Origin of the sequence: Terrisphaera buseokensis (assembly GCF_047521145.2) — a bacterium.
Lineage (GTDB): Bacteria > Verrucomicrobiota > Verrucomicrobiia > Opitutales > Opitutaceae > ER46.
Window position 1 is genome coordinate 2,941,526 of record NZ_CM134186.1, and the last position, 19,325, is coordinate 2,960,850.

Consider the following 19,325-nt stretch of genomic DNA (forward strand, 5'->3'; position numbering starts at 1 on the left):
TTCCGTGAATGGGCCACGGATTTCTTCCGGCCGCAAAAAAGGCCGGGCGCACGGGCCCGGCCTTGAGAGTAAAAGTCGCGCACTGGCGACGACGGAGCCTTACAGCCCCTTCATCTTGCCGCCGTAGATGGCGCTCGCGCCCAACTCTTCCTCGATGCGGAGGAGCTGGTTGTACTTCGCGACGCGATCGGTGCGGCACAGCGAGCCGGTCTTGATCTGGCCGGCGTTCGTGGCGACCGCGATGTCGGCGATCGTGACGTCCTCGGTCTCACCGGAGCGATGGCTGATGACGGCGGTGTAGCCGGCTTCCTTGGCCATCTCGACGGCGTCGAAGGTTTCCGAGAGCGAGCCAATCTGGTTCACCTTGACGAGGATCGAGTTGGCGGTGCCGGTATCGATGCCCTTCTTCAGGAACTCGGTGTTGGTCACGAAGAGATCGTCACCGACGAGCTGCACGCGATCGCCGATGGCGTCGGTCAGCTTCTTCCACGTGACCCAGTCGCCCTCGGCGCAGCCGTCCTCGATCGAGATGATCGGGTACTTGCTCGTGAGCTTCTTGTAGAACTCGACGATCTCGTCGCCGCTGAGCACCTGGCCGGAGGACTTCTTGAAGATGTAGGACTTCTTCGCCTTGTCGTAGAATTCGGAGGCGGCGACATCGAGGGCGAGGTTGATGTCCTTGCCGAGCTTGTAGCCGGCGTTCTTGACCGCGAGCGCGATGGCGTCGAGGGCGGCTTCCGCGGACTCGAGCTTCGGGGCGAAGCCACCTTCGTCACCGACGGCGGTCGCGAGACCCTTTTCCTTCAGGACCTTCTTCAGGGAGTGAAACACTTCGCAGCCCATGCGGAGGCCTTCAGAGAAGGACTTCGCGCCGGTCGGCATCACCATGAATTCCTGGAAATCGATCGGGGCGTCGGAGTGCGCGCCGCCGTTCATGATGTTCATCATCGGAACGGGCAGGACCTTGGCGTTCGGGCCGCCGAGGTACTTGTAGAGCGGCTGGCCCAGCGCGGCGGCGGCGGCGTGCGCGGTGGCGAGCGAGACGCCGAGGATGGCGTTGGCGCCGAGCTTGGATTTCGTCGACGTGCCATCGAGGTTGATCATCGCGCGGTCGATGCCGACCTGGTCGGTGGCGTCGTGGCCGATCAGCGCCGGGGCGATCTTGGCCTTCACGTTGGCGACCGCCTTGAGCGTGCCCTTGCCGAGATAGCGGGCCTTGTCGCCGTCGCGCAGTTCAATCGCCTCGTGTTCGCCGGTGGAGGCGCCGGACGGAACGGCCGCGCGGCCGAGGACGCCGGAAGCAAGGCGGACGTCGACTTCGACGGTCGGATTGCCGCGCGAATCGATGATCTCGCGGGCGGTGATGGCTGAGATGGTGGTGTTCATGCGTGGAAAGAAACGGAGGCGATGGTCACTTCGAACGAAAATACGAGGGTGCAGCAAAGGGGCCGGCGCGCACAAGGGGAAGGGAAAAGTAACGCCGCCGCCGGCGGATGCTACCCGGCGCGCCGCGGCTCGGTTTCCGTTTGCCAACGCGATTCGGCGCAACACAGTGCGCGCGATGATCCCTGGCGACACGCCGCCGGCTCCCGCCGCCGCGCCTACCAAGGCCCCGGTCCTGCTCGTGGACGACGAGCAGGCGATGCTCGACGTGTACCAGGCCGCCCTGTCGCAGTTTTTCGACGTCGTGACCGCGCCGAACACGGCCGAAGCGTCCCGCCACCTTCAGCAGCGGACGTTCAAGGTCGTCGTTGTCGACCAGTTCATGCCCGGTGAAAACGGCATGGATTTTCTCGCCCGCGTGCGCGGCGATCATCCCAGGATGCAGCGCGTGCTCGTCACCGGCTACATGAAGCCCGAGGTGCTGTTGCGCGGCGTCATGGAGGCGAAGTTGTTTCGCTATCTGTCAAAGCCGGTCCGGATGAGTGAAATGGTCACGGTGATCCAGGCCGCGATCGTGGCGCACGACGCCACCGGTGCAGCCTCCTAACGCGCGCGACGGAGGGGCGGCCGCTAGCGCTTCAACTTGGCGCGCAGATACGGTGCGGTCGGGCTGCCCTTGGTTTTGAGCAGGCCGGCGAGATCGCCTTGGTACATCAGCTTGCCGCCGTCAGGCCCGCCGACCGGACCGAGCTCGACGATGTAGTCCGCCTCGGCGAGCAGATCGAGGTGATGTTCGATCACGACGACGGTGTGACCCTGATCGACCAGCGAGTGCAGGACGCGAATCAGCTTCTCGCAATCGCTCAGGTGCAGGCCGATGGTCGGCTCCTCGAGCAGATACAAGTTGCGCGGGAGTTCACCGCGACTGCGCTCACGATACGTGGCGAGTCCGGCGGAAAGTTCGGTGACGAGCTTCAGCCGTTGCGCTTCGCCACCGCTGAGCGTCGGGGAACTCTGGCCGAGCGTCAGGTAGCCGAGGCCGCAATCGACCATGAGCTGGCACACCTGCGCGAGCTGGGAGTGGAAATCAAAGAAGATCGCGGCCTCCTCGAATGTGAGTTGCAGGACCTGACCGATGGTTTTGCTCTTCCAGGTGATGTCGGCGAGCTCCGCGCTGTAACGCGAGCCGCGGCAATCGTCACAGGGCAGATAAGTATCGGGCATGAACGCCATCTCCAGTTTGATGCGGCCCGCGCCCTCGCAGGTCGGACACCGGCCGCCCGTCGTGTTGAACGAAAAACGGGAAGCCGTGTACCCACGAATCTTGGACTCGGGCAGCGACGCGAAAAACTGTCGGATGAGATCGAAGATGCCGAGATAGGTCGCGGGCGTGGAGCGGGGCGTTTTGCCGATCGGAGATTGATCGACCTCGATCACGGTCTTGAAGCCGTTCGCGCCGCGCAGCGTTTTGAAAACCGGAGACCGGAGACCGGAAACCGGAGCGCCGGAATCGTCGGCGAAGCCGGTGGCTTTGATGAAGTCGCGACCGGTGAGCGTCGCCTTCCTGGCCTTGATCGCGTGAGAAACCGCCGGGTGCAGGACATCGCGAAAGAGGGTGGATTTGCCGGCACCGCTCGGGCCCGCAACCATGATGAGACGCCCCAGCGGCAGATTGAGGTCAAAGCCCTTCAGATTGCGGAAGCGAACGTCGCTCAGGTGGAGCCAGCCCGGTTTCCGGCTTCCGGTTTCCGCTTTCCGGTATTCTCCGCGCAGCGGATGCGTGATGCCCCGGGCGAGAAAAATGCCGGTGAGCGAACGGTCGCTCGCCTTGATTTCCGCCGGCGTGCCGATGGCGAGAATCTCGCCGCCGTGGATGCCGGCCGCGGGTCCGAGGTCGATGATGCAATCGGCCTGGGCCATTAATTCGTCGTCGTGCTCGACGACCAGCAGCGTGTTCCCTTTCGCGCGCAACGCCTGCAGCGTTTCAATCAGACGATCGTTGTCGCGCGCGTGCAGGCCGATGCTCGGCTCGTCGAGGACGTAGAGCACGCCGGAGAGATTGGACCCGAGCTGCGCAGCGAGCCGGATGCGTTGTGCCTCGCCGCCGGAAAGCGTCTCGGTCGGACGATCGAGTGAGAGGTAGCCGAGCCCGACGTGATCGAGAAACTTCAGGCGTTCCTCAATCTGGGGCACGATGTCCTGCACGATCAGTTTGCCGCGCGCGTCGAGGTCGAGCCCGCGCAGACGCGCGAGCAGCTCGGACGGCGTGCTGCGCAGCAACGCGGGCAGCGAGAGCGGGCCCTGCTTGCCGCGACCGTGGAGTTTCACGGCGCGACCGACGCGATTGAGCCGCTCGCCGTGACACTCGGGACACGGTTGACCGGCGTCGGACATGTCCTCGGCCGACTCCACGCCGAACTCGCGCAGGCGAGCGGCCGGATCGTCCTCGTTGTCCTCGTCCGGCTCGAGCATCCAGGGAAACACCCGGCCGTGGCCGCGGCAGGTCGGGCACCAGCCGCGCGGTGAGTTAAACGAAAAGTTTTTCGGGTCGAGCTCCGGAAAAGATTCACCCGTCTCGATGTCAGTCCGCGTGGTGGAGAACCACGAAAGGATCGTGCCGTCGGGCGTGAGCAGAAAGCACGAGCCCTTGCCGAGGCGCAGGGCAGTATCGAGGAGTCGAGCGGGCGAGGTGGCGGGAAGCTTTGACTCGGAAGAAGTGCGTGACGCTTTGGGATCGACCTGACTTCCGGCTCCTCGACCCCTCGACGTCTCGACTCCTCGCCTTTCACCGAGCTGCTTCAAATCGCCGACGACCACCTCGATGTCGTGTTCCTTGTAGCGATCGAGTTTTTGAAACGCTTCGACGCGCGTGAGGCGGCCGTCGGCGCGCATCAGGTCGTAGCCCTGCCCGGCGATCCACGTCGCGATCGGCTGATGATGACCTTTGCGGCCGCGAATCAACGGCGCACACAGATAAAGGTGCTTCGCTTTCTTCGCCGCGGGCGTGGCGGTCATGACGCGGCCGAGGAGAGCCTTCAGCGCGCCGGGCGAGAGCGGTTTGACCGGCTTGTCGGTGTCGGGGTGATGCTGGATGCCGAGGCGCGCATAGAGCAGGCGCAGGTACTGCGCCACCTCAGTGATGGTCGCGACGGTTGACTTGCGCGAACCGCGCGTGACGCGTTGTTCGATGGCGACGGTCGGCGGGATGCCGGTGAGGCGATCCACCGCGGGCCGCGGGAGCTGTTCCACGAATTGTCGCGCGTAAGGCGACATCGATTCCATGAAGCGCCGCTGGCCCTCGGCAAACACGATGTCGAACGCGAGCGTGGACTTGCCCGAGCCGGAGACGCCGGTGACGACGTTCAGCTGCCGGTGCGGGATGGCGAGCGTGAGGTTCTTGAGGTTGTTCTCACGAGCGCCCTCGATCAGTAATTGCGGACTGCGGAGTGCGGAGTGCGGAGTGGATGCGGAGACCGTTGGATTGATTTTCGACTTCCGGTCGACGACGTAGCTCGTAGCGGATTCCGCAACTTTCAATTCGCAGTCCGCAATCCCCGATCCGCAATTGTCGAGCGCTGCGCGCAGGAACGGCGAGGTCTCGGTCCTGGCCCGCGCCACGTCTTCCGGTGTGCCTTCGGCCACAATCCGGCCGCCCTTCGCGCCGGCGTCGGGGCCGACTTCGATCAGCCAGTCGGCGGATTTCAGGACGTCGAGATTGTGCTCGATCACGACGACGCTGTGGCCGCGATCGACGAGCGCCTGGAGCACGCCGAGGAGGCGTTTTACATCGTGACGGTGCAGGCCGGTGGTCGGCTCGTCCAGCAGGAGCAGGGCGGAGGGTGGATCTGAGATTTGAGATTTGAGATCTGAAATTTGAGGAGACGACGTAGGCTGGGATGCAGGATCTGAGATCTGAGATTTGAAATGTGAGATCGAACCTGTGGTCGTGGCTGGATTCTGAGATCTCAGATCTGAAATCTCAGATGGGGCGGCAAAGCCGCCCAGATACCGGACGAGTTTGAGACGCTGCGATTCGCCGCCGCTCAGCGTGTTCAGCGGCTGGCCGAGCGTGAGGTAGCCGAGACCAACGGCATCGAGCGTCGTGAGCCGCGATTGAATTGCCGGATGATCGGCGAAGAGCGGCAGCGCATCGGTCACGCTCGTGGCGAGCAGATCGGAGACGGACCGGCCGTTCCATTGCACCGCGAGGACTTCAGGTTTGAAACGCCGCGACTCGCAAACCGGGCAGGGGACGAACACGTCCGAAAGGAACTGCATCTCAACGCGCTCGTAGCCGAGACCCAGGCAATGGTCGCACCGGCCCTCGCCACTGTTGAAGGAGAAGCTCGAAGGACTGAAGCCGGCGGCCTGGGCCGCGGGCGTCTCGGCGTAGAGTTCGCGGATCAGTTCCCAAGCCTCGGTGTAGAGCGCCGGATTGGAGCGCGGCGTGCGCGACAGCGGCGACTGGTCCACGAGCACGATCTCGCTGAACTCGCGATCACAGGTGATGGACTCGATCGTCGCGGGATCCTCGGTGAGCTGGTGGCGTTGCGCGAGCAGGCCCTGATAGATGACGTTGTCGAGCAGCGTGGACTTCCCGGAGCCGGACACGCCCGAAAGGCAGACGAGGCGTCCCAACGGAATCGATACGTCGAGATTGCGGACATTGTGCTGCGACGCGTTCTTGAACGTGAGCCACCCCGGGAGCGCAGGCGTCCCGCCGGCCGGTTGCTTCCGTGGTGAGGCCGACGGCGGCGATCCCACCGGCCGGCGCCTCGCCGGTGCCTCGATTGTCTCGCGGCCCGACAGGTACGCGCCCGTAATGCTCCGCGGCGACGCCAGCATGCCGGCGACGGTGCCTTGGAACACGATGTGACCGCCGCGGCTGCCGGGCTCGGGGCCGACTTCGATGACGTGCTCCGCGGAGCGAATCATCGCCTCGTCGTGCTCGACGACGACGACCGTGTTGCCGGCGCTGGTCAGTGAACGGATGATCGCGATCAGGCGATCGATGTCACGCGGGTGCAGGCCCACGCTCGGTTCGTCGAGGACGAACAGCGTGTCGACCAGCGACGTGCCCAGGCAGCTGGTGAGATTGACGCGTTCGACCTCACCGCCGGAGAGCGTCTTCGACGGACGATCGAGCGTCAGGTAGCCGAGGCCCACGTGCTCGAGGTAACGCAGGCGGGAAACGATCGAGTCGTAGGCGAGGGAGGCAGAGCGGTGCTCTGAGAGCTCAGCTTTGAGCTTCGAAATCTGTGAGGACGAAACCAGTTCCAGGAGTTCCGATACGGGCAGCTGATAAAGATCCGGCAGCGTGCGCCCCTGCCATTTCCAGCAGAGCGCCTCGGGTTGCAGCCGCTGGCCGCCGCAGTCCGGGCACGGGTTGTACGCCCGATAGCGCGAGAGGAAGACGCGCACGTGCATCTTGTACGTGTTCTTCTCGAGCCAGCGGAAAAAGCCCTTCAGACCGTACCAGTACTTCGGCCACGGCTTCCCGTTCTCCTCGCCGTAGCCCGGCTCGCCATCGACGATGAAGCTTTGCTGTTCTGGCGTCAGGGATGCGAACGGCACGTGCGTCGGGATTTTCCGCTTCTTCGCGAAGACCAGCAGGTCGTCCTTGGAATCCCCATACACCTCGCTCTCCCAGCATTTGATCGCGCCGTCATCGATCGACAACGAGTGGTCCGGCATCGCGAGCCGGTAATCGATCTCGATGATCCGGCCGAAGCCGCGGCAGCGCGGGCAGGCACCGAGCGGAGAGTTGAACGAGAACAGCGCAGGCGTGGCGGGTCTGAACGTCCGGCCCGATTGCGGCGAATGCAGCCCGCGGGAGTAGTGGCCGACGGCGTGGAAACGCGGACTGCGCGGCTCGGCCGGCGGACTTCCGGCGGGCGACGACTCGCGGAGCAGGTGCACCTCGCCCCGGCCGAAGTGCATCGACGTTTCGACGGCTTCGAGAAAGCGCGCCTTGTGCTCAGGCGTGAGGGCGACGCGATCCTGGACCGTGAAAAGGTGACCGCTGGTGGCGAAGTGCGCGTTGAGCGCGGCGGGGTCGAGGGCCAGCAGATCGTCGATGCGGTGCGCGGTGAGGTCGACGCCCGAGCGCTCCGGGCCGGCTGCGGGCACGAGCACGCGAACGTAGGACTGCCCTTTCAGGTTCTGCAGGATTTCCGGCCAGGTGAGGTTGTCGGGCTTCGCGACCTTGAAGGCGACGATGAGCGTCTGGCTGGGATGCGCCGCGTGGGCCTTGGCCCAGATACTCTGCGGCGTGTCGTCCTCGACCTTCAGGCCCGTCGCGGGATCGAAGCATTCGGCGACGTGGCTGAACCAGACTTTGAAGAAATCAGTGAGCTCCGTCATCGTGCCGACGGTGGAGCGCGACGTCTTCACGGTGTTCGTCTGCTCGATGGCGATCGACGGACGGATGTTTTCGATCGAGTCGACCTTGGGTTTGTCGAGCAGGTCGAGAAACTGGCGCGTATAGGCGCTGAACGTCTCGACGTACCGGCGCTGGCCTTCCGCGTGCAGCGTGTCGAACACCAGCGAGGATTTCCCCGCGCCGCTCAACCCTGTCACGACGATCGTGCGCCCCAACGGCACATCGAGGTCGAACCCCTTGAGGTTGTTCTGACGCACGCCGCGGAGGCGGATGCACTCGGGTGAAGTCGGCACGGGCACGGAAGCGGAGGAACGCACGTGCCCACGAAGTGAACCGCGCCGGGAAAAGCAACTCGCGGAATGGTGACCGGCGGATCTGCTGACAGGACGCTGTCAGCAGTCGCGGCGACGGCGGGCGGTTCAGGTCAACGTGAGCGTGGCACCGGCGGCGCCGATGGCCTTCACGACGGCCGGCGCGGGCCGGGTGTCGGTCACGATCGTCATCTTGGGCCCGAACGGCGCGGTGAGGCTCAGGGCCTTGCGGCCGAACTTCGTCGCATCGAGGGCGAAGATCGTGCGCTCGGCTGCGGCGATCATTTTGCGCTGCACGGCGATCACGAGCGCGTTGTGGTTCCAGACGCCGTTTTCCGTCACGCCGGTGCCGCCGAGGATCGCGATGTCCGCGTGTACCTGTTCGATCGACGCCTCGCATTGGGGCCCGACGAGCAGCGCCAACCGGCCGAGGATGCTGCCGCCAGTGACGATGGTTTCCGTGTTGCCGATTTCGCCGAAGAGGCTGGCGACCGGCAGCGAGTTGGTGATCACCTGCACGCGTTTCTCGGCGAGCAGCTTGGCCACCGCGTACGTCGTCGTGCCGCCGTCGAGAATGACGGTGCAGCCGGCCGGCACCTGGGCGGCAACGAGGCTGGCGATCGCGAGTTTCTGATCGGCTTGCCGCTTGATCCGCGTGAGGAAGTCGTGCTCCTGCGCGAGGGCGTCGGTCTCGATCAGCGACGCGCCGCCATGGTGGCGCCGCACGATGCCGCGACTCTCCAGCGTATCGAGCGCGCGCCGCACGGTGGACAGCGAGCCGCCAAAGTGATCCGCGAGCGAATGCAGGTCGGCGTATTTCTGGTCGCGAATGTGCCGCTCGATCAGGTCGATGCGTTGCTTGTTGGTCATGGGGCGGCGCGCAGGAGACGTTGAAACAGATCCAGGTAGGCCGTTACCTGACGCGACGGATCGAAGGTTTCACGGGCAAAGGCGCGCGCCGCGGCCGATCGCGCGACGCGGCCGGCGCCGGGTTCGGCCAGCAGGCGCAGCAGCGCCGCGCGAAACGCCGCGCGGTCGTCGCGGCGGATCTCCCAGCCGGTCTGGCCTGGCACGAAGCATTCTTCGATGCCCTGCGCCGCATACGCCACGGCCGGGACGCCGTGCGCCTGCGCTTCGATCAGGAAATTGGACAACGCCTCGCTCCACGACGCGTGCACCGCGACGTCGGCTGCGGCATACAGCGCCGAGGGATCGCGGTGAAACCCGACGAACTGCACGCGGGCCGTCAGACCTTTTGTCGCGGCCAGTTGCTCGCACGCGGTGCGAGCCGGGCCGTCACCCGCCAGCCAGAGCTGCCAGTCGCAGTCGGCGGGCAGGCCGGCGGCGATCTCGATCAGCTCACGCTGGTTTTTCTCGGGGCGAAACATCGCGACACACAGCAGCACGGCAGTGGCGGGCGTGGCGCCGTGCTTCGACCGCAGGGTATCGCGGGGTGAGGGCGCACCGCCGACACGTTCCGACCCCGCAGGGAAAATGAGAGAGTTATAGATCACGGCGATCTTCTCCGCGGCGACGCCGTAGGTGTTCACGAGGGTGTCGCGGGCGTCGCGACTGTTCGCGACGACGTGACTCACCGTGGCGAGCGAGCGGCGAAAGAGGCGCGGCAGTGGCTTGCCGGTGCGCATCGTGGCGATCACGCGCGCGGCGGGCAGGTCGCTTTGCAGGCCGCCGGCGTAACAGTTGGCCATGCGGCCCATACAGAGCACGACGTCGGGTGCGAGGCGTCGGGCCGCCGCGGTGAGACCCGGAGCGAACCAATCCGCGCGAAAATCCAGGGGCTGCAGGACGTGACGTGCGACGCTGGTCACCACAGTCGGGGCTAACGCACCGCCGGGACGAAAGGTGAGCAGGGTCGTGCGGTGCCCGGCGGCCGCGAAGGCGTTGGCGAGCAGGACTGACTGGCGCTCGGTGCCGCCGCTGCGCAGAAAATCTTGAACGATCAGGATTTTCATTGCCGGGGGCGGCGACGCGACGAAGGGTGACCCCTCAAGCGATGAACTCTCCGGTCATGCAACTTTTCGTGCGCTGGATCGTGTTGGCGCTGGGTGTGATGCTGGCGACCCGGGTCGTGCCGGGCATCGAGAACGACAACGGCACCACGCTGATCGTGGTCGTGCTGCTGTTGAGCTTCTTCAACGCGATCCTCAAGCCGCTGCTGGTGCTGTTCACGCTGCCGTTCATCATTGTCACGATGGGACTCGGGGTCCTGTTGATCAATGCCTTGTTATTCCTGCTCGTGGGACATTTGGTGAACGGTTTCGTCGTCGACGGTTTTTGGTCCGCCTTGGGCGGTTCCGTGGTGGTCAGCATCACCAATCTGATGGTCAGCCTGCTCATGCGCAGCACCAAGGTGGAAGTCCGCGGCAAAGTCGGGCGAAAGCCGAAGGACGACGACGTGATCGACGTGTGAGCGGCTCGGACAATTGCCGACGGAACGCACGGACTACACGGAAGCGAGCGATTCGGATTTCTTTCCGTGTAGTTCGTGTGTTCCGTGGGCCATCAGGACCGGGCTCCTGAGGTACCACTCGTTCCAAGTCGAAGACAGACTTTCCGTTTGACGGTGCTTTCCGGCCTCGCGACGTTGGCGGAATGGCTGAAACGACGGAATACGATCTCATTGTCATCGGGGGTGGCCCGGCGGGTTATGCGGGTGCGATTCGAGCCGGGCAGCTCGGCAAGAAGGTCGCGTGCATCGAACTCGAGCGGGCCGGCGGCACCTGTCTCAACTGGGGCTGCATACCGACGAAGGCGTTGCTCAAGAGCGCGGAGTTCTTCCGGTCGCTCCAGAAGGCCGAGACATTTGGCATCAACGTAAAGGATGCCGGTTTCGATTTCGCCAAAGTCATGGACCGGTCCCGGGGCGTCGCCGGCCAGATGGCCAAGGGCGTGGAGTTCCTTTTCCGCAAGAACAAGGTCGATTACTTCGTCGGGCGCGCCCAGGTCTCCGTGCCCGGGATGGTCGAAATCACCGAGGGCGAGCACAAGGGGAAGTTCTTCAAGACGAAGAACGTCCTGCTCGCCACGGGCTGCAAGCCGCGCCGGTTGCCGGACGTGCCGGTCGACGGACAGCGGGTGCTGACCTCGCGCGAGGCGCTGGAGCCGCGCAAGTCGCCGCCGAAGTCCATTGTGATCATTGGCGCCGGCGCCATCGGCGTGGAGTTCGCTTATTTCTACAACGCCTTCGGTTCGAAGGTGACCCTGGTCGAGATGCTGCCGCAGGTCGTGCCGGTCGAGGACGAGGACGTCGCCAAGGCGCTGCAGCGCGCGTTTGAGAAGCAGGGCATCACCGTCCACGTGAACACCAAGGTCGAAAACATCCGCGTCCGGAAGGACAAGGTGGAGTTGTCGCTGGTGAAGACCGGCGAGGCCAACTCGACGGAGCTCGAGGCGGAGTCGCTGCTGATCGCCATCGGCGTGACGCCCAATCTCGAGGGCGCGCTTTCGAACAAGGTCAAACTCGACCTCGAGCGCGGCTACGTGAAGGTGAACGACAACTACGAGAGCAGCGTGAAGGGCATTTACGCCGCCGGTGACATCATCGGGCCGCCATGGCTCGCGCACGTGGCGACGTTCGAGGCGGTCAACGCCGTCAATGCGATGTTCGGCCACCACCACGCCGGACGGGTGAAGATTTTCCCGGGCGCGACGTACTGCCAGCCGCAGATCGCGAGCACCGGTTTGACCGAGAAGGCCGCCAAGGAAAAGGGGCTGAGCTACAAGGTCGGCAAGTTCCCGTTCACGGCGTCAGGCAAGGCCGTCGCCGCCGGCGATTCCGAAGGCTTCGTCAAAATCATCACCGACGCCAAGACCGGCGAGATCTACGGCGCTCACATCATCGGCAACGAGGCCCCCGAGTTAATCGCCGAGTACGTGCTCGCGATGAACATGGAAGGCACCGTCGACGAAGTGCACCGTTCGATCCACGCGCACCCGACCTTGAGCGAAGCGCTGATGGAAGCCGCCGCCGCGACGAGCGGTGAGGCGATTCATATCTGAGCCGGACTCATGCAGTTGAGGGATGGAGGATGGAGCGTTTTCTGGCGCGGGCCCCGAGGGCGGCAACTGCATCGCAGTGGGTTGGGTCGGCGATGCGGCGCAGGAGTGCGAGCCACCAAGCGCGGGCCTTGTCGCCGGCGACGGCGAGTTTGAGGGTGGGCTTGCCGGCGGCGCGGCTGAAGACGGCGGCGCAAGTGAAGAGCTGCCGGCGGAGCGTGCCGAGTTCAGCGCGGTGCGGCTGGCCGAGCCGTTGTTGCAGCCGGACGCAGAGATTATAGGCGGTGATGGCGAGGTGACAGGCCGCTTCCGTCGCCCAAAACGAGCGGCAACACAGACCCTTCAAGCCGAACTGCGCGCCAAGTTCCTTGATGCGGTTTTCGATGTCGGCGCGGCCGTTGTAGCGGCGCCATACTTCGAGGGGTGACACGGTGGCGGGCAGGTTGGTGCGCAGCGCCTGGAACTTGTAGCCGGGCACCTCGATGAGTTGCTTGCCGCCGGCGTGCGGCCGCTCGGCACTGCGTTGGCGCACGACGATCAGACGCCCGCCGCGCGCGTCGGCCACTTCCTGCACGGCCAGACCCCGCACGTCGGTCGCCGTCCAGGCCGCTTCGTCGTGGCGGCACAGCGCCTGGACTGGGGAACGCAGGGCGGCCGCCAGCACATAAGAGAGTTTTTCCGCTTCCAGCTTAGTAATCATCTTCTCGGTGCAAAAACCGCTGTCCGCGCGCACCAGGCCGATCCGCACGCCCGCGGGCAAGCGCGCGAGGGTGTCGCCCAGAAACACGTCCGCGGCACTGACGCAAGCGGTGTTGCCCGGGCGTAACCAGAAGTTGGCGACGAGGGGCACCTCGGCGATCGCGGCCACGATGGGGCGGTGACAGGGCTTGAGCCCCTTGCGGGTGTAGCCGACGCGCACTCCTTCCTGGCGCCCGTCTTCGTGCACCAGCGCAAAGGAGTCCAAATCCAACGTGTAGCCTTCGGCGCGGGCGGGCAGAGCGCCCAACACCCAGGCGTGCAATCCGCCGAGCTCTTCGCAGGCGGCTCGACCGCAGGCCGCGAAGAATCGCGAGAGGGTCGACTGACTGGGCACCGCTTCGATGCCCAGCACCTCCGCCACGGCCGGGTCGTGCGCCAGATGCGCCACCCGCGCCAGCTTGTCCGCCCCGCAGAGAATCCCGCCGATAAAACCCAGCGCCGTGTCCACCGGATCGTAGGCGTTGGGGCTCGTCGGCGCATGCGGCAGCACCGTGGCGAGTTTCTCCCGCAGCCCGCTTTCCTCCACAAAACTCGTCCACACCGCCAGCCCCCCGTGCGCCGTTAGGCGCTGGTCGGTGAAGCCGATCCGCATCGACTGCACGCCACTTTTGGTGCCCAAATCCAGCCGCACCGTTTGGTTCGCCTCCGTCTGGGGCGTTAACGTCGTCTTATGTTTCACACCATCAACGACGCCTAACGGTGCCCTCTTTGGCGACTACTGCATGAGTCCGGCTGAGCGGCACGAGGCGTGCCGGGTTGAGAGTTTGGAGTTGAGCGTTGAGAGCAGGAAAAAGGGATTCTGCTGCCGATCGTCGTGACTGCATACGTACGGAGCGGCTCGATCCCTCAACCCTCATCTCCGTCCGATCCTCACTTCCTCTTCTTGAACGGAGTCGCGCTCTTGCCGGTCGGCAGCGCGCCGTCGGCGGCGAGTTCCTTGATCAGGCTCGTGAGGTAGGGGATGAGCTGCTTTTTGCGGCTGACGACGCCCGGGAGATCGAAGATCTCGTCCTGCTCCACGTGCGGATAGCGGATGCGTTCGATGAACACCGCGTCGCCCTTCACCAGCAGCAGCGAGTTCTGGGTGTTGATGTCCGTGATCAGCAGCGCGGCAAACGCGAGCCGCTCGTCGGCCCGCAGGTCCTTCACCGCCTCCGCGATCGGCTTGGCGTGCTGCCAGAAATTGCCGAAGCCGAGTTCCTCGACCTGCGAGACGGCGAAACGCAGGCCTTCTTCCTCGTAAATCTTGAAATCGGAGCGAACGACTTTCTCGGGCGGATTCGCCAGGATGACCGAACCCGAGTTGAAGATCTCGTCGGCGAGTTGCTTCGAGTTGACTCCCGCAATCTCCGACAGCCACGCCAGCAGGATGGCGTCCTTGCCGGTCGTCGTGGGACCGTTGAGGTGCAGGGTGTCTGAAATCAACCCTGCCATCATGATGCCGGCGATCGACGGCGACGGGTGCATGCCTTCGCGGCGGAAAAGATCGGCGACGATGGTGCAGGTCGAACCGACGGGTTCGTTGATGAACAGGATCGGCTGCGCGGTGTTCATCGCGCCGAGCCGGTGGTGATCGATGATCTCGGCGATGGTCACTTCGTCGGCGCCGGGCACGGCCTGCGTGAGTTCGTTGTGGTCGACGAGCACCAGGCGGGTGCGGACGGGCTTGAAGATGTCGCTCTTCGTCAGGATGCCGATGAGCTCGCCGTCGTCGTTGGTGACCATGACGGCGTGGTTGGTGACGGAAAACTTCTTCCGCACGTCCGCGATGCGGGTGTCCGGATCGACCGTGTCGAAGGTGCGGTCGACGACGCGCTCGATGCTGGAGGCCGTGCGCACGACCCACGCCGTCGTCGCCGAATCGTACGGACTCATGATGACGCTCACGCCCTTTTCCTTCGCGAGGGCGATTGTCTCGTCGTCCATGTCGAGATTGCTCGTGATGACGAGGGCGCGAATGCCCAACTCGATGGAGCGGCGCTGCACGTCACGGCGATCGCCGACAATGATGATCGACTGGGAGGCCGGGATGTTTTCGCGGACGGAGATGCTCCAGAACGAGCGGATGTCCATCGTGCCGAGGCGAACGAACAGATCCTCCACGCGGTCCTCTTGAAATACCTGCACGATGCGGCCCTTGAGGGCGCGCGCGATGGCGGAAAGCGAGGTGTGGACCTGCCGCATCAGGCGCGGCTCGCTGACGCGGGGAATGAAGATGCCGCCGAGTTGCGCGAGCGAGACCATGCCGACCGGCTTGCGGTGGCGGTTCGTGACCGGAAGCACCCGAATGTGGTGGCGGTCGATGTGTTCAAGGGCTTCGGCGCAGGTGGCGTCCTCCGGCACGGCGATCACACCGGGCGTCATCAGGTCGTGCACGCGCGGAGAAACGTCGGTCAGGTAGTGAGGCAGCGGCTGGCGGAACCGCGACAGGATCGTGTCGATGCGCGCGTTGGAATTGCCGCAGCGGGCCGCGATGTAGCCGGCCTCGCCACGTGCCTCCTTGAAAGCGGCATAGGCGATGGCGGAACAAATGGCGTCGGCATCGGGATTCTTGTGGCCGACCACGTAGGTGGGACTGGGAGGCGTGGTCGCGGGCGCGGGAGCGGACGGCATGGTGGGTGTGAGCGCACGATGGACACCGCGGAGCGGCGGTGGAAGCGGGAAAAGAAAAAGCCCGGCTGCAAAATGCAGCCGGGCTGAAGGTAGAAGGATCGTTGCGGGAAGAAATTAGGGCCCGCGGGTGGCCAGCGTACCGCCGGCCGAGCCGACCATGCCGCCCGCGCCTGCCGGCGGCGGAATACCGTAGATGCGCGCGCTGCTGTTCGTGTTGGAAGTGTTGAACGGGATCGCCTGGCGGATGTCCTGGGGCTTCGTCTGGCTGGTGCTGGCCGGATTGTTCGAGAAGAACGGCGAATTGGCCGTCTGCACATTCGAGAAGAAGGAGACGTTGCCGCCGAGGAAGGCGATGAAACCGCCGGTATCCTTGTACACGCCGCTGGTGGCGCTCCACAGGCCGTTGCTCTGCAGGCCGCGGGTGTAAACCACCGGAGTCGTGGCAGCGTCGCTCATCTTCACGCCACCCACCATTTCCCACGAGGGCGAACGGTTTTGGGTGAAGGTCGTGTGCAGCGAATTGCGCTGGGCGGTCGGCTGGATGATGAACTGCGGGTAGACACCGCTGAAAGCCTGGTCGTTCTTGGCGAACCAGAAGGTCGGGTCCGTGAGAATGTTGTTCTTCGCCAGGATGCCCGGCCAGCGCCACGCGGGCTGCGGGGTCGCGAGCGTCGCATTGGTGATGGACTGGGGATCCGGCAACCGATCCTGGTTGTCGCCGGCGTAAATCTGCGCGGCTTTCAGGATCTCGCGCACACTGTTGGAGTCCACGGCTCGCTGCGCCTTTTCGCGCACGGTGCCGACCGTTGGAATCACGATGGCGGCCAAAATGCCGATGATCGCGATGACGGTCAGGAGCTCAATGAGGGTAAACGCGGCAGCGCTGACAGCGCGGCGCCGAGGGAGAGTTCGCATAAGATGAGGGGCTGGCGGAGGGGAAAGACGCGGAATTACCGCGACAGTTTCGGCGAAAAATCGCGGGCACAAGCAGAAATTCCCGCCGCGGGCTGGACAAAACTTTTTTTCCACAACTACGCTGGCAGAATGAAGGTCTATCTGGATGGCAAGTTCGTCGATAGCGCTGAAGCCAAAGTGTCCGTGTTCGATCACGGTTTGCTTTACGGCGACGGCGTCTTCGAAGGCATTCGCCTCTATGGTGGCAACATCTTCCGCCTCGATGAGCACCTTGAACGCCTCGAGTACTCGGCCAAGGCCATCATGCTCGATCTGCCGCTGACGCGGGCGGAGCTGGCCGAGGCGACATGCGAAACCTGCCGCCAGAACGGCCTGACCGATGCCTATATCCGGCTGGTCGTGACGCGCGGAGTTGGCGACCTTGGCCTGGCGCCGTGGCTGTGCCCGAAGCCCACGCTCTTCATCATCGCGAGCAAGATTTCGCTCTACCCGAAGGAGTATTACGAGAACGGCCTCGCGATCGTCACCGTGCCGACCCGCCGGATCAATCCGGCCGCGCTGCCGCCGACGATCAAGTCGCTGAACTACATGAACAACATCCTCGGCAAGATCGAGGCCAAGCAGTTTGGCGCGCTCGAGGCGATCATGTTGAACGACCAGGGCTACGTCGCCGAATGCACCGCGGACAACGTCTTCATCGTGCACAAGGGCGAACTCATCACGCCGGCGGCCTCGCAGGGCGCCCTGAAGGGCGTGACACGTTCGACGATCATGGACCTTGCGAAGGAGCTGAACATTCCGATTCGTGAGGCAGACATGACCCGTTACGACATCTGGGTGGCGGACGAATGTTTCCTGACCGGTTCGGGCGCCGAAGTCATCCCGGCGGTGAAGCTTGACGGTCGCGTCATCGGCACCGGCAAACCCGGCCCGGTCACGCAGCGCGTGCTGGCGGCCTTTCGGAAGCGCGTGCTGGTGGACGGCACGCGGATTTGAAAATTGCGGACTGCGAATTGCGGACTGCGGATTGGGAAATCCGTTCAGAAACTGCCACACGGGTACGCCGTTTCGAAAATCCGAAAATTCGCATTCCCCAATCCGAAATCCGCAATTGTCTACCGTCGGCCGCCCGGCCCGGTTCTTGAGTAGATTTGCGGGCGGTTTAGGCATTGCCGGACCTCAAGTTTCCGTTCCGTGTCACGATTGCACTCTTGGCGCATTGAGCCGGGTCATCTCGGCTCGTTGCATCCTGACGCACGCCAGCACTTGCCAGCGTGGGCCAGTGTGGCATGTTGCGTGCAGAACCACCTACCCATTCATGGCCAATCCGCTCAAATGCGACCTTTGCTCCAAGCCGGCGACGGTTCACCTCACGCAGATCGTGAACAACAAGGTTCACAAGGTGGATTTGTGCGAGTCGTGCGCGCAGGCGAAGGGCGTGACTGATCCCAGCGGATTCTCGCTGGCCGATCTGTTGCTCAAGGCCTCCCTGAATCCAGAGCAATCCGTGCCCGCCGGCGTGCGCTGCGAGCAGTGCGGTTTCACGCAGAACGATTTCAAGAAGCACGGTCGCTTCGGCTGCCCGGCCTGCTACGAGACCTTTCTCAGCGTGATCGAGCCGATGCTCGAGAACATGCACAACGGCACTGCTCATGCTGGCAAGGTGCCGACCCGCGCCCTCGAGCGGAAATCCCTTTACGACAAGCTCACCAAACTCGAACTCGATCTGACGGAAGCGATCAAATCGGAGCGTTACGAAGACGCAGCGCGCACCCGCGATGAAATCAACCAGGTCAAACAAGCGTTCAACCAGCACGCGGCCCGCTAAAGCCATGACGATTTCCTCGCTCATCGACACCCCGTCTGAGCTCACGGACTCGGCCAGCAGCAAGACCGCGATCGTGCTCATGACGCGCGTGCGGCTGGCCCGCAATCTCGCCGGCCATTCCTTTCCGGGCTGGGCCAAGGCCGCGCAACGCGAAGAAACCTTCGCCGCCTGCCGCACGGCCGTGGGCGCGCTGCCGCAGATGAAGCGTTCCTTCAACGTCGCGATCGGCGACCTGAGCGAGCTCGAGCGCCAAATCCTCGTGGAGCGCCACCTCATCAGCCGCGAACTCAGCGGCGCGAAGAGCGGTGCCGGCGTCGTGATCAGCAAGGATCAGGCGTTCTCCGTCATGGTCAACGAAGAGGATCACCTGCGCATCCAGGTCCTGCGGGCGGGCTTCAACCTGAAGAAGGCGTGGAGCACGATCAACGACCTCGACTCGGCCCTCGAGGATCACCTCGACTTCGCATTCTCGCCGACGCTCGGCTACCTCACCGCGTGCCCGACCAATCTCGGCACCGGCATGCGCGCCTCGGCCATGATGCACCTGCCCGCGCTCGTCATCTCGAACCAGATGGAGAAAGTGGTCCGCGCGGTGAACCAGCTTGGCATGGTGGTGCGGGGGTTGTTCGGCGAAGGCTCCGATGCCAGCGGCAGCATCTTTCAGATTTCCAACCAGACGACGCTCGGCGAGTCCGAGGAGGAAATCATCAAGCGCCTCGCGTCCGTGCTGCAGTCGATCGTCGAGCACGAGTTGAACGCCCGCGAGAAACTGCTCGAGGCCGACTCCGGCAAGCTGCTCGACAAGATCGGCCGCGCCTACGGCATCCTGCAGAACTGCCACCTGCTCAGTTCCAGCGAAGCGATGAATCTCCTTTCGCTGATTCGGCTGGGCGTGGATCTCGGCGCCTTTCCCGACGGCAACCGCTGCGTGATCGATCGCCTCTTCATCGAGGCTCAGCCCGGCCACCTGCAGCACGCGCAGAAGGGCGAGTTTGAACCGGGCCAGCGCGATTTCCTGCGCGCCTCCCGTCTGCGCTCCGAGTTTGCGAATTTCGTCCGTCCGGATTTTAATTTTAACAACAACGAAAAGAACTAAGTCCGCTCCAACCCACACCTA

The 19,325-nt window shown here is 64.3% G+C and carries 13 protein-coding genes; 6 read left to right on the forward strand and 7 right to left on the reverse strand.

Annotated elements, in window-relative coordinates:
• Positions 1-99: 99 nt before the first annotated feature.
• Positions 100-1,386, reverse strand: a complete 1,287-nt coding sequence (gene eno / locus ACLJEU_RS10935) for a phosphopyruvate hydratase (RefSeq protein WP_414665054.1) — start codon at positions 1,384-1,386, stop codon at positions 100-102.
• Positions 1,387-1,561: 175 nt separating this feature from the next.
• Here eno and ACLJEU_RS10940 point away from each other — a divergent pair, with 175 nt between their 5' ends.
• Positions 1,562-1,990 carry a response regulator gene (locus ACLJEU_RS10940; RefSeq protein ID WP_414665053.1) on the forward strand — a complete coding sequence of 143 codons (429 nt, stop codon included), beginning with the start codon at positions 1,562-1,564 and terminating at the stop codon, positions 1,988-1,990.
• Positions 1,991-2,013: 23 nt separating this feature from the next.
• On the opposite strand, the gene uvrA is transcribed toward ACLJEU_RS10940, so the two are convergent.
• The 3 genes from uvrA to ACLJEU_RS10955 all read right to left on the reverse strand — a co-directional run bounded on the left by uvrA (position 2,014) and on the right by ACLJEU_RS10955 (position 10,049).
• Positions 2,014-8,058, reverse strand: coding sequence for an excinuclease ABC subunit UvrA (uvrA, locus tag ACLJEU_RS10945; RefSeq protein WP_414665052.1), 6,045 nt, complete (start codon positions 8,056-8,058; stop codon positions 2,014-2,016).
• 126 nt (positions 8,059-8,184) lie between these two features.
• On the reverse strand, positions 8,185-8,946 hold the full coding sequence (locus ACLJEU_RS10950) for a DeoR/GlpR family DNA-binding transcription regulator (protein WP_414665051.1): 762 nt from the start codon (positions 8,944-8,946) through the stop codon (positions 8,185-8,187).
• A complete protein-coding gene (locus ACLJEU_RS10955; protein ID WP_414665050.1) occupies positions 8,943-10,049 on the reverse strand; it encodes a glycosyltransferase in 1,107 nt (368 codons plus the stop codon). The genes ACLJEU_RS10950 and ACLJEU_RS10955 overlap by 4 nt, the downstream gene beginning before the upstream one ends.
• 41 nt (positions 10,050-10,090) lie before the next feature.
• Between ACLJEU_RS10955 and ACLJEU_RS10960 the strand changes: the two genes are divergently transcribed.
• Positions 10,091-10,507 (forward strand): phage holin family protein, encoded by a 417-nt coding sequence (locus ACLJEU_RS10960; RefSeq protein ID WP_414665049.1) that lies wholly within the window; start codon positions 10,091-10,093, stop codon positions 10,505-10,507.
• 182 nt (positions 10,508-10,689) lie between these two features.
• Positions 10,690-12,096: a dihydrolipoyl dehydrogenase gene (lpdA, locus tag ACLJEU_RS10965; RefSeq protein ID WP_414665048.1), complete on the forward strand. Its 1,407-nt coding sequence runs from the start codon at positions 10,690-10,692 to the stop codon at positions 12,094-12,096.
• A gap of 7 nt (positions 12,097-12,103) precedes the next feature.
• On the opposite strand, the gene ACLJEU_RS10970 is transcribed toward lpdA, so the two are convergent.
• The 3 genes from ACLJEU_RS10970 to ACLJEU_RS10980 all read right to left on the reverse strand — a co-directional run bounded on the left by ACLJEU_RS10970 (position 12,104) and on the right by ACLJEU_RS10980 (position 16,380).
• On the reverse strand, positions 12,104-13,471 hold the full coding sequence (locus ACLJEU_RS10970; protein ID WP_457795331.1) for an IS1380 family transposase: 1,368 nt from the start codon (positions 13,469-13,471) through the stop codon (positions 12,104-12,106).
• A gap of 251 nt (positions 13,472-13,722) precedes the next feature.
• The gene (locus ACLJEU_RS10975; RefSeq protein ID WP_414664967.1) at positions 13,723-15,465 is read right to left on the reverse strand and encodes a putative manganese-dependent inorganic diphosphatase; all 1,743 of its coding nucleotides are present in this window, start codon (positions 15,463-15,465) and stop codon (positions 13,723-13,725) included.
• Between the two features lie 114 nt (positions 15,466-15,579).
• The gene (locus ACLJEU_RS10980; RefSeq protein ID WP_414664966.1) at positions 15,580-16,380 is read right to left on the reverse strand and encodes a type II secretion system protein; all 801 of its coding nucleotides are present in this window, start codon (positions 16,378-16,380) and stop codon (positions 15,580-15,582) included.
• Positions 16,381-16,509: 129 nt separating this feature from the next.
• Here ACLJEU_RS10980 and ilvE point away from each other — a divergent pair, with 129 nt between their 5' ends.
• From ilvE to ACLJEU_RS10995, 3 genes are all read left to right on the forward strand, one after another.
• Entirely contained in the window at positions 16,510-17,376 is an 867-nt protein-coding gene (gene ilvE / locus ACLJEU_RS10985; protein ID WP_414664965.1) for a branched-chain-amino-acid transaminase, read from the forward strand.
• A gap of 322 nt (positions 17,377-17,698) precedes the next feature.
• Positions 17,699-18,208, forward strand: coding sequence for a UvrB/UvrC motif-containing protein (locus tag ACLJEU_RS10990; RefSeq protein WP_414664964.1), 510 nt, complete (start codon positions 17,699-17,701; stop codon positions 18,206-18,208).
• A 4-nt stretch (positions 18,209-18,212) separates the two neighbouring features.
• Positions 18,213-19,304: a protein arginine kinase gene (locus tag ACLJEU_RS10995; protein WP_414664963.1), complete on the forward strand. Its 1,092-nt coding sequence runs from the start codon at positions 18,213-18,215 to the stop codon at positions 19,302-19,304.
• Positions 19,305-19,325: the final 21 nt, after the last annotated feature.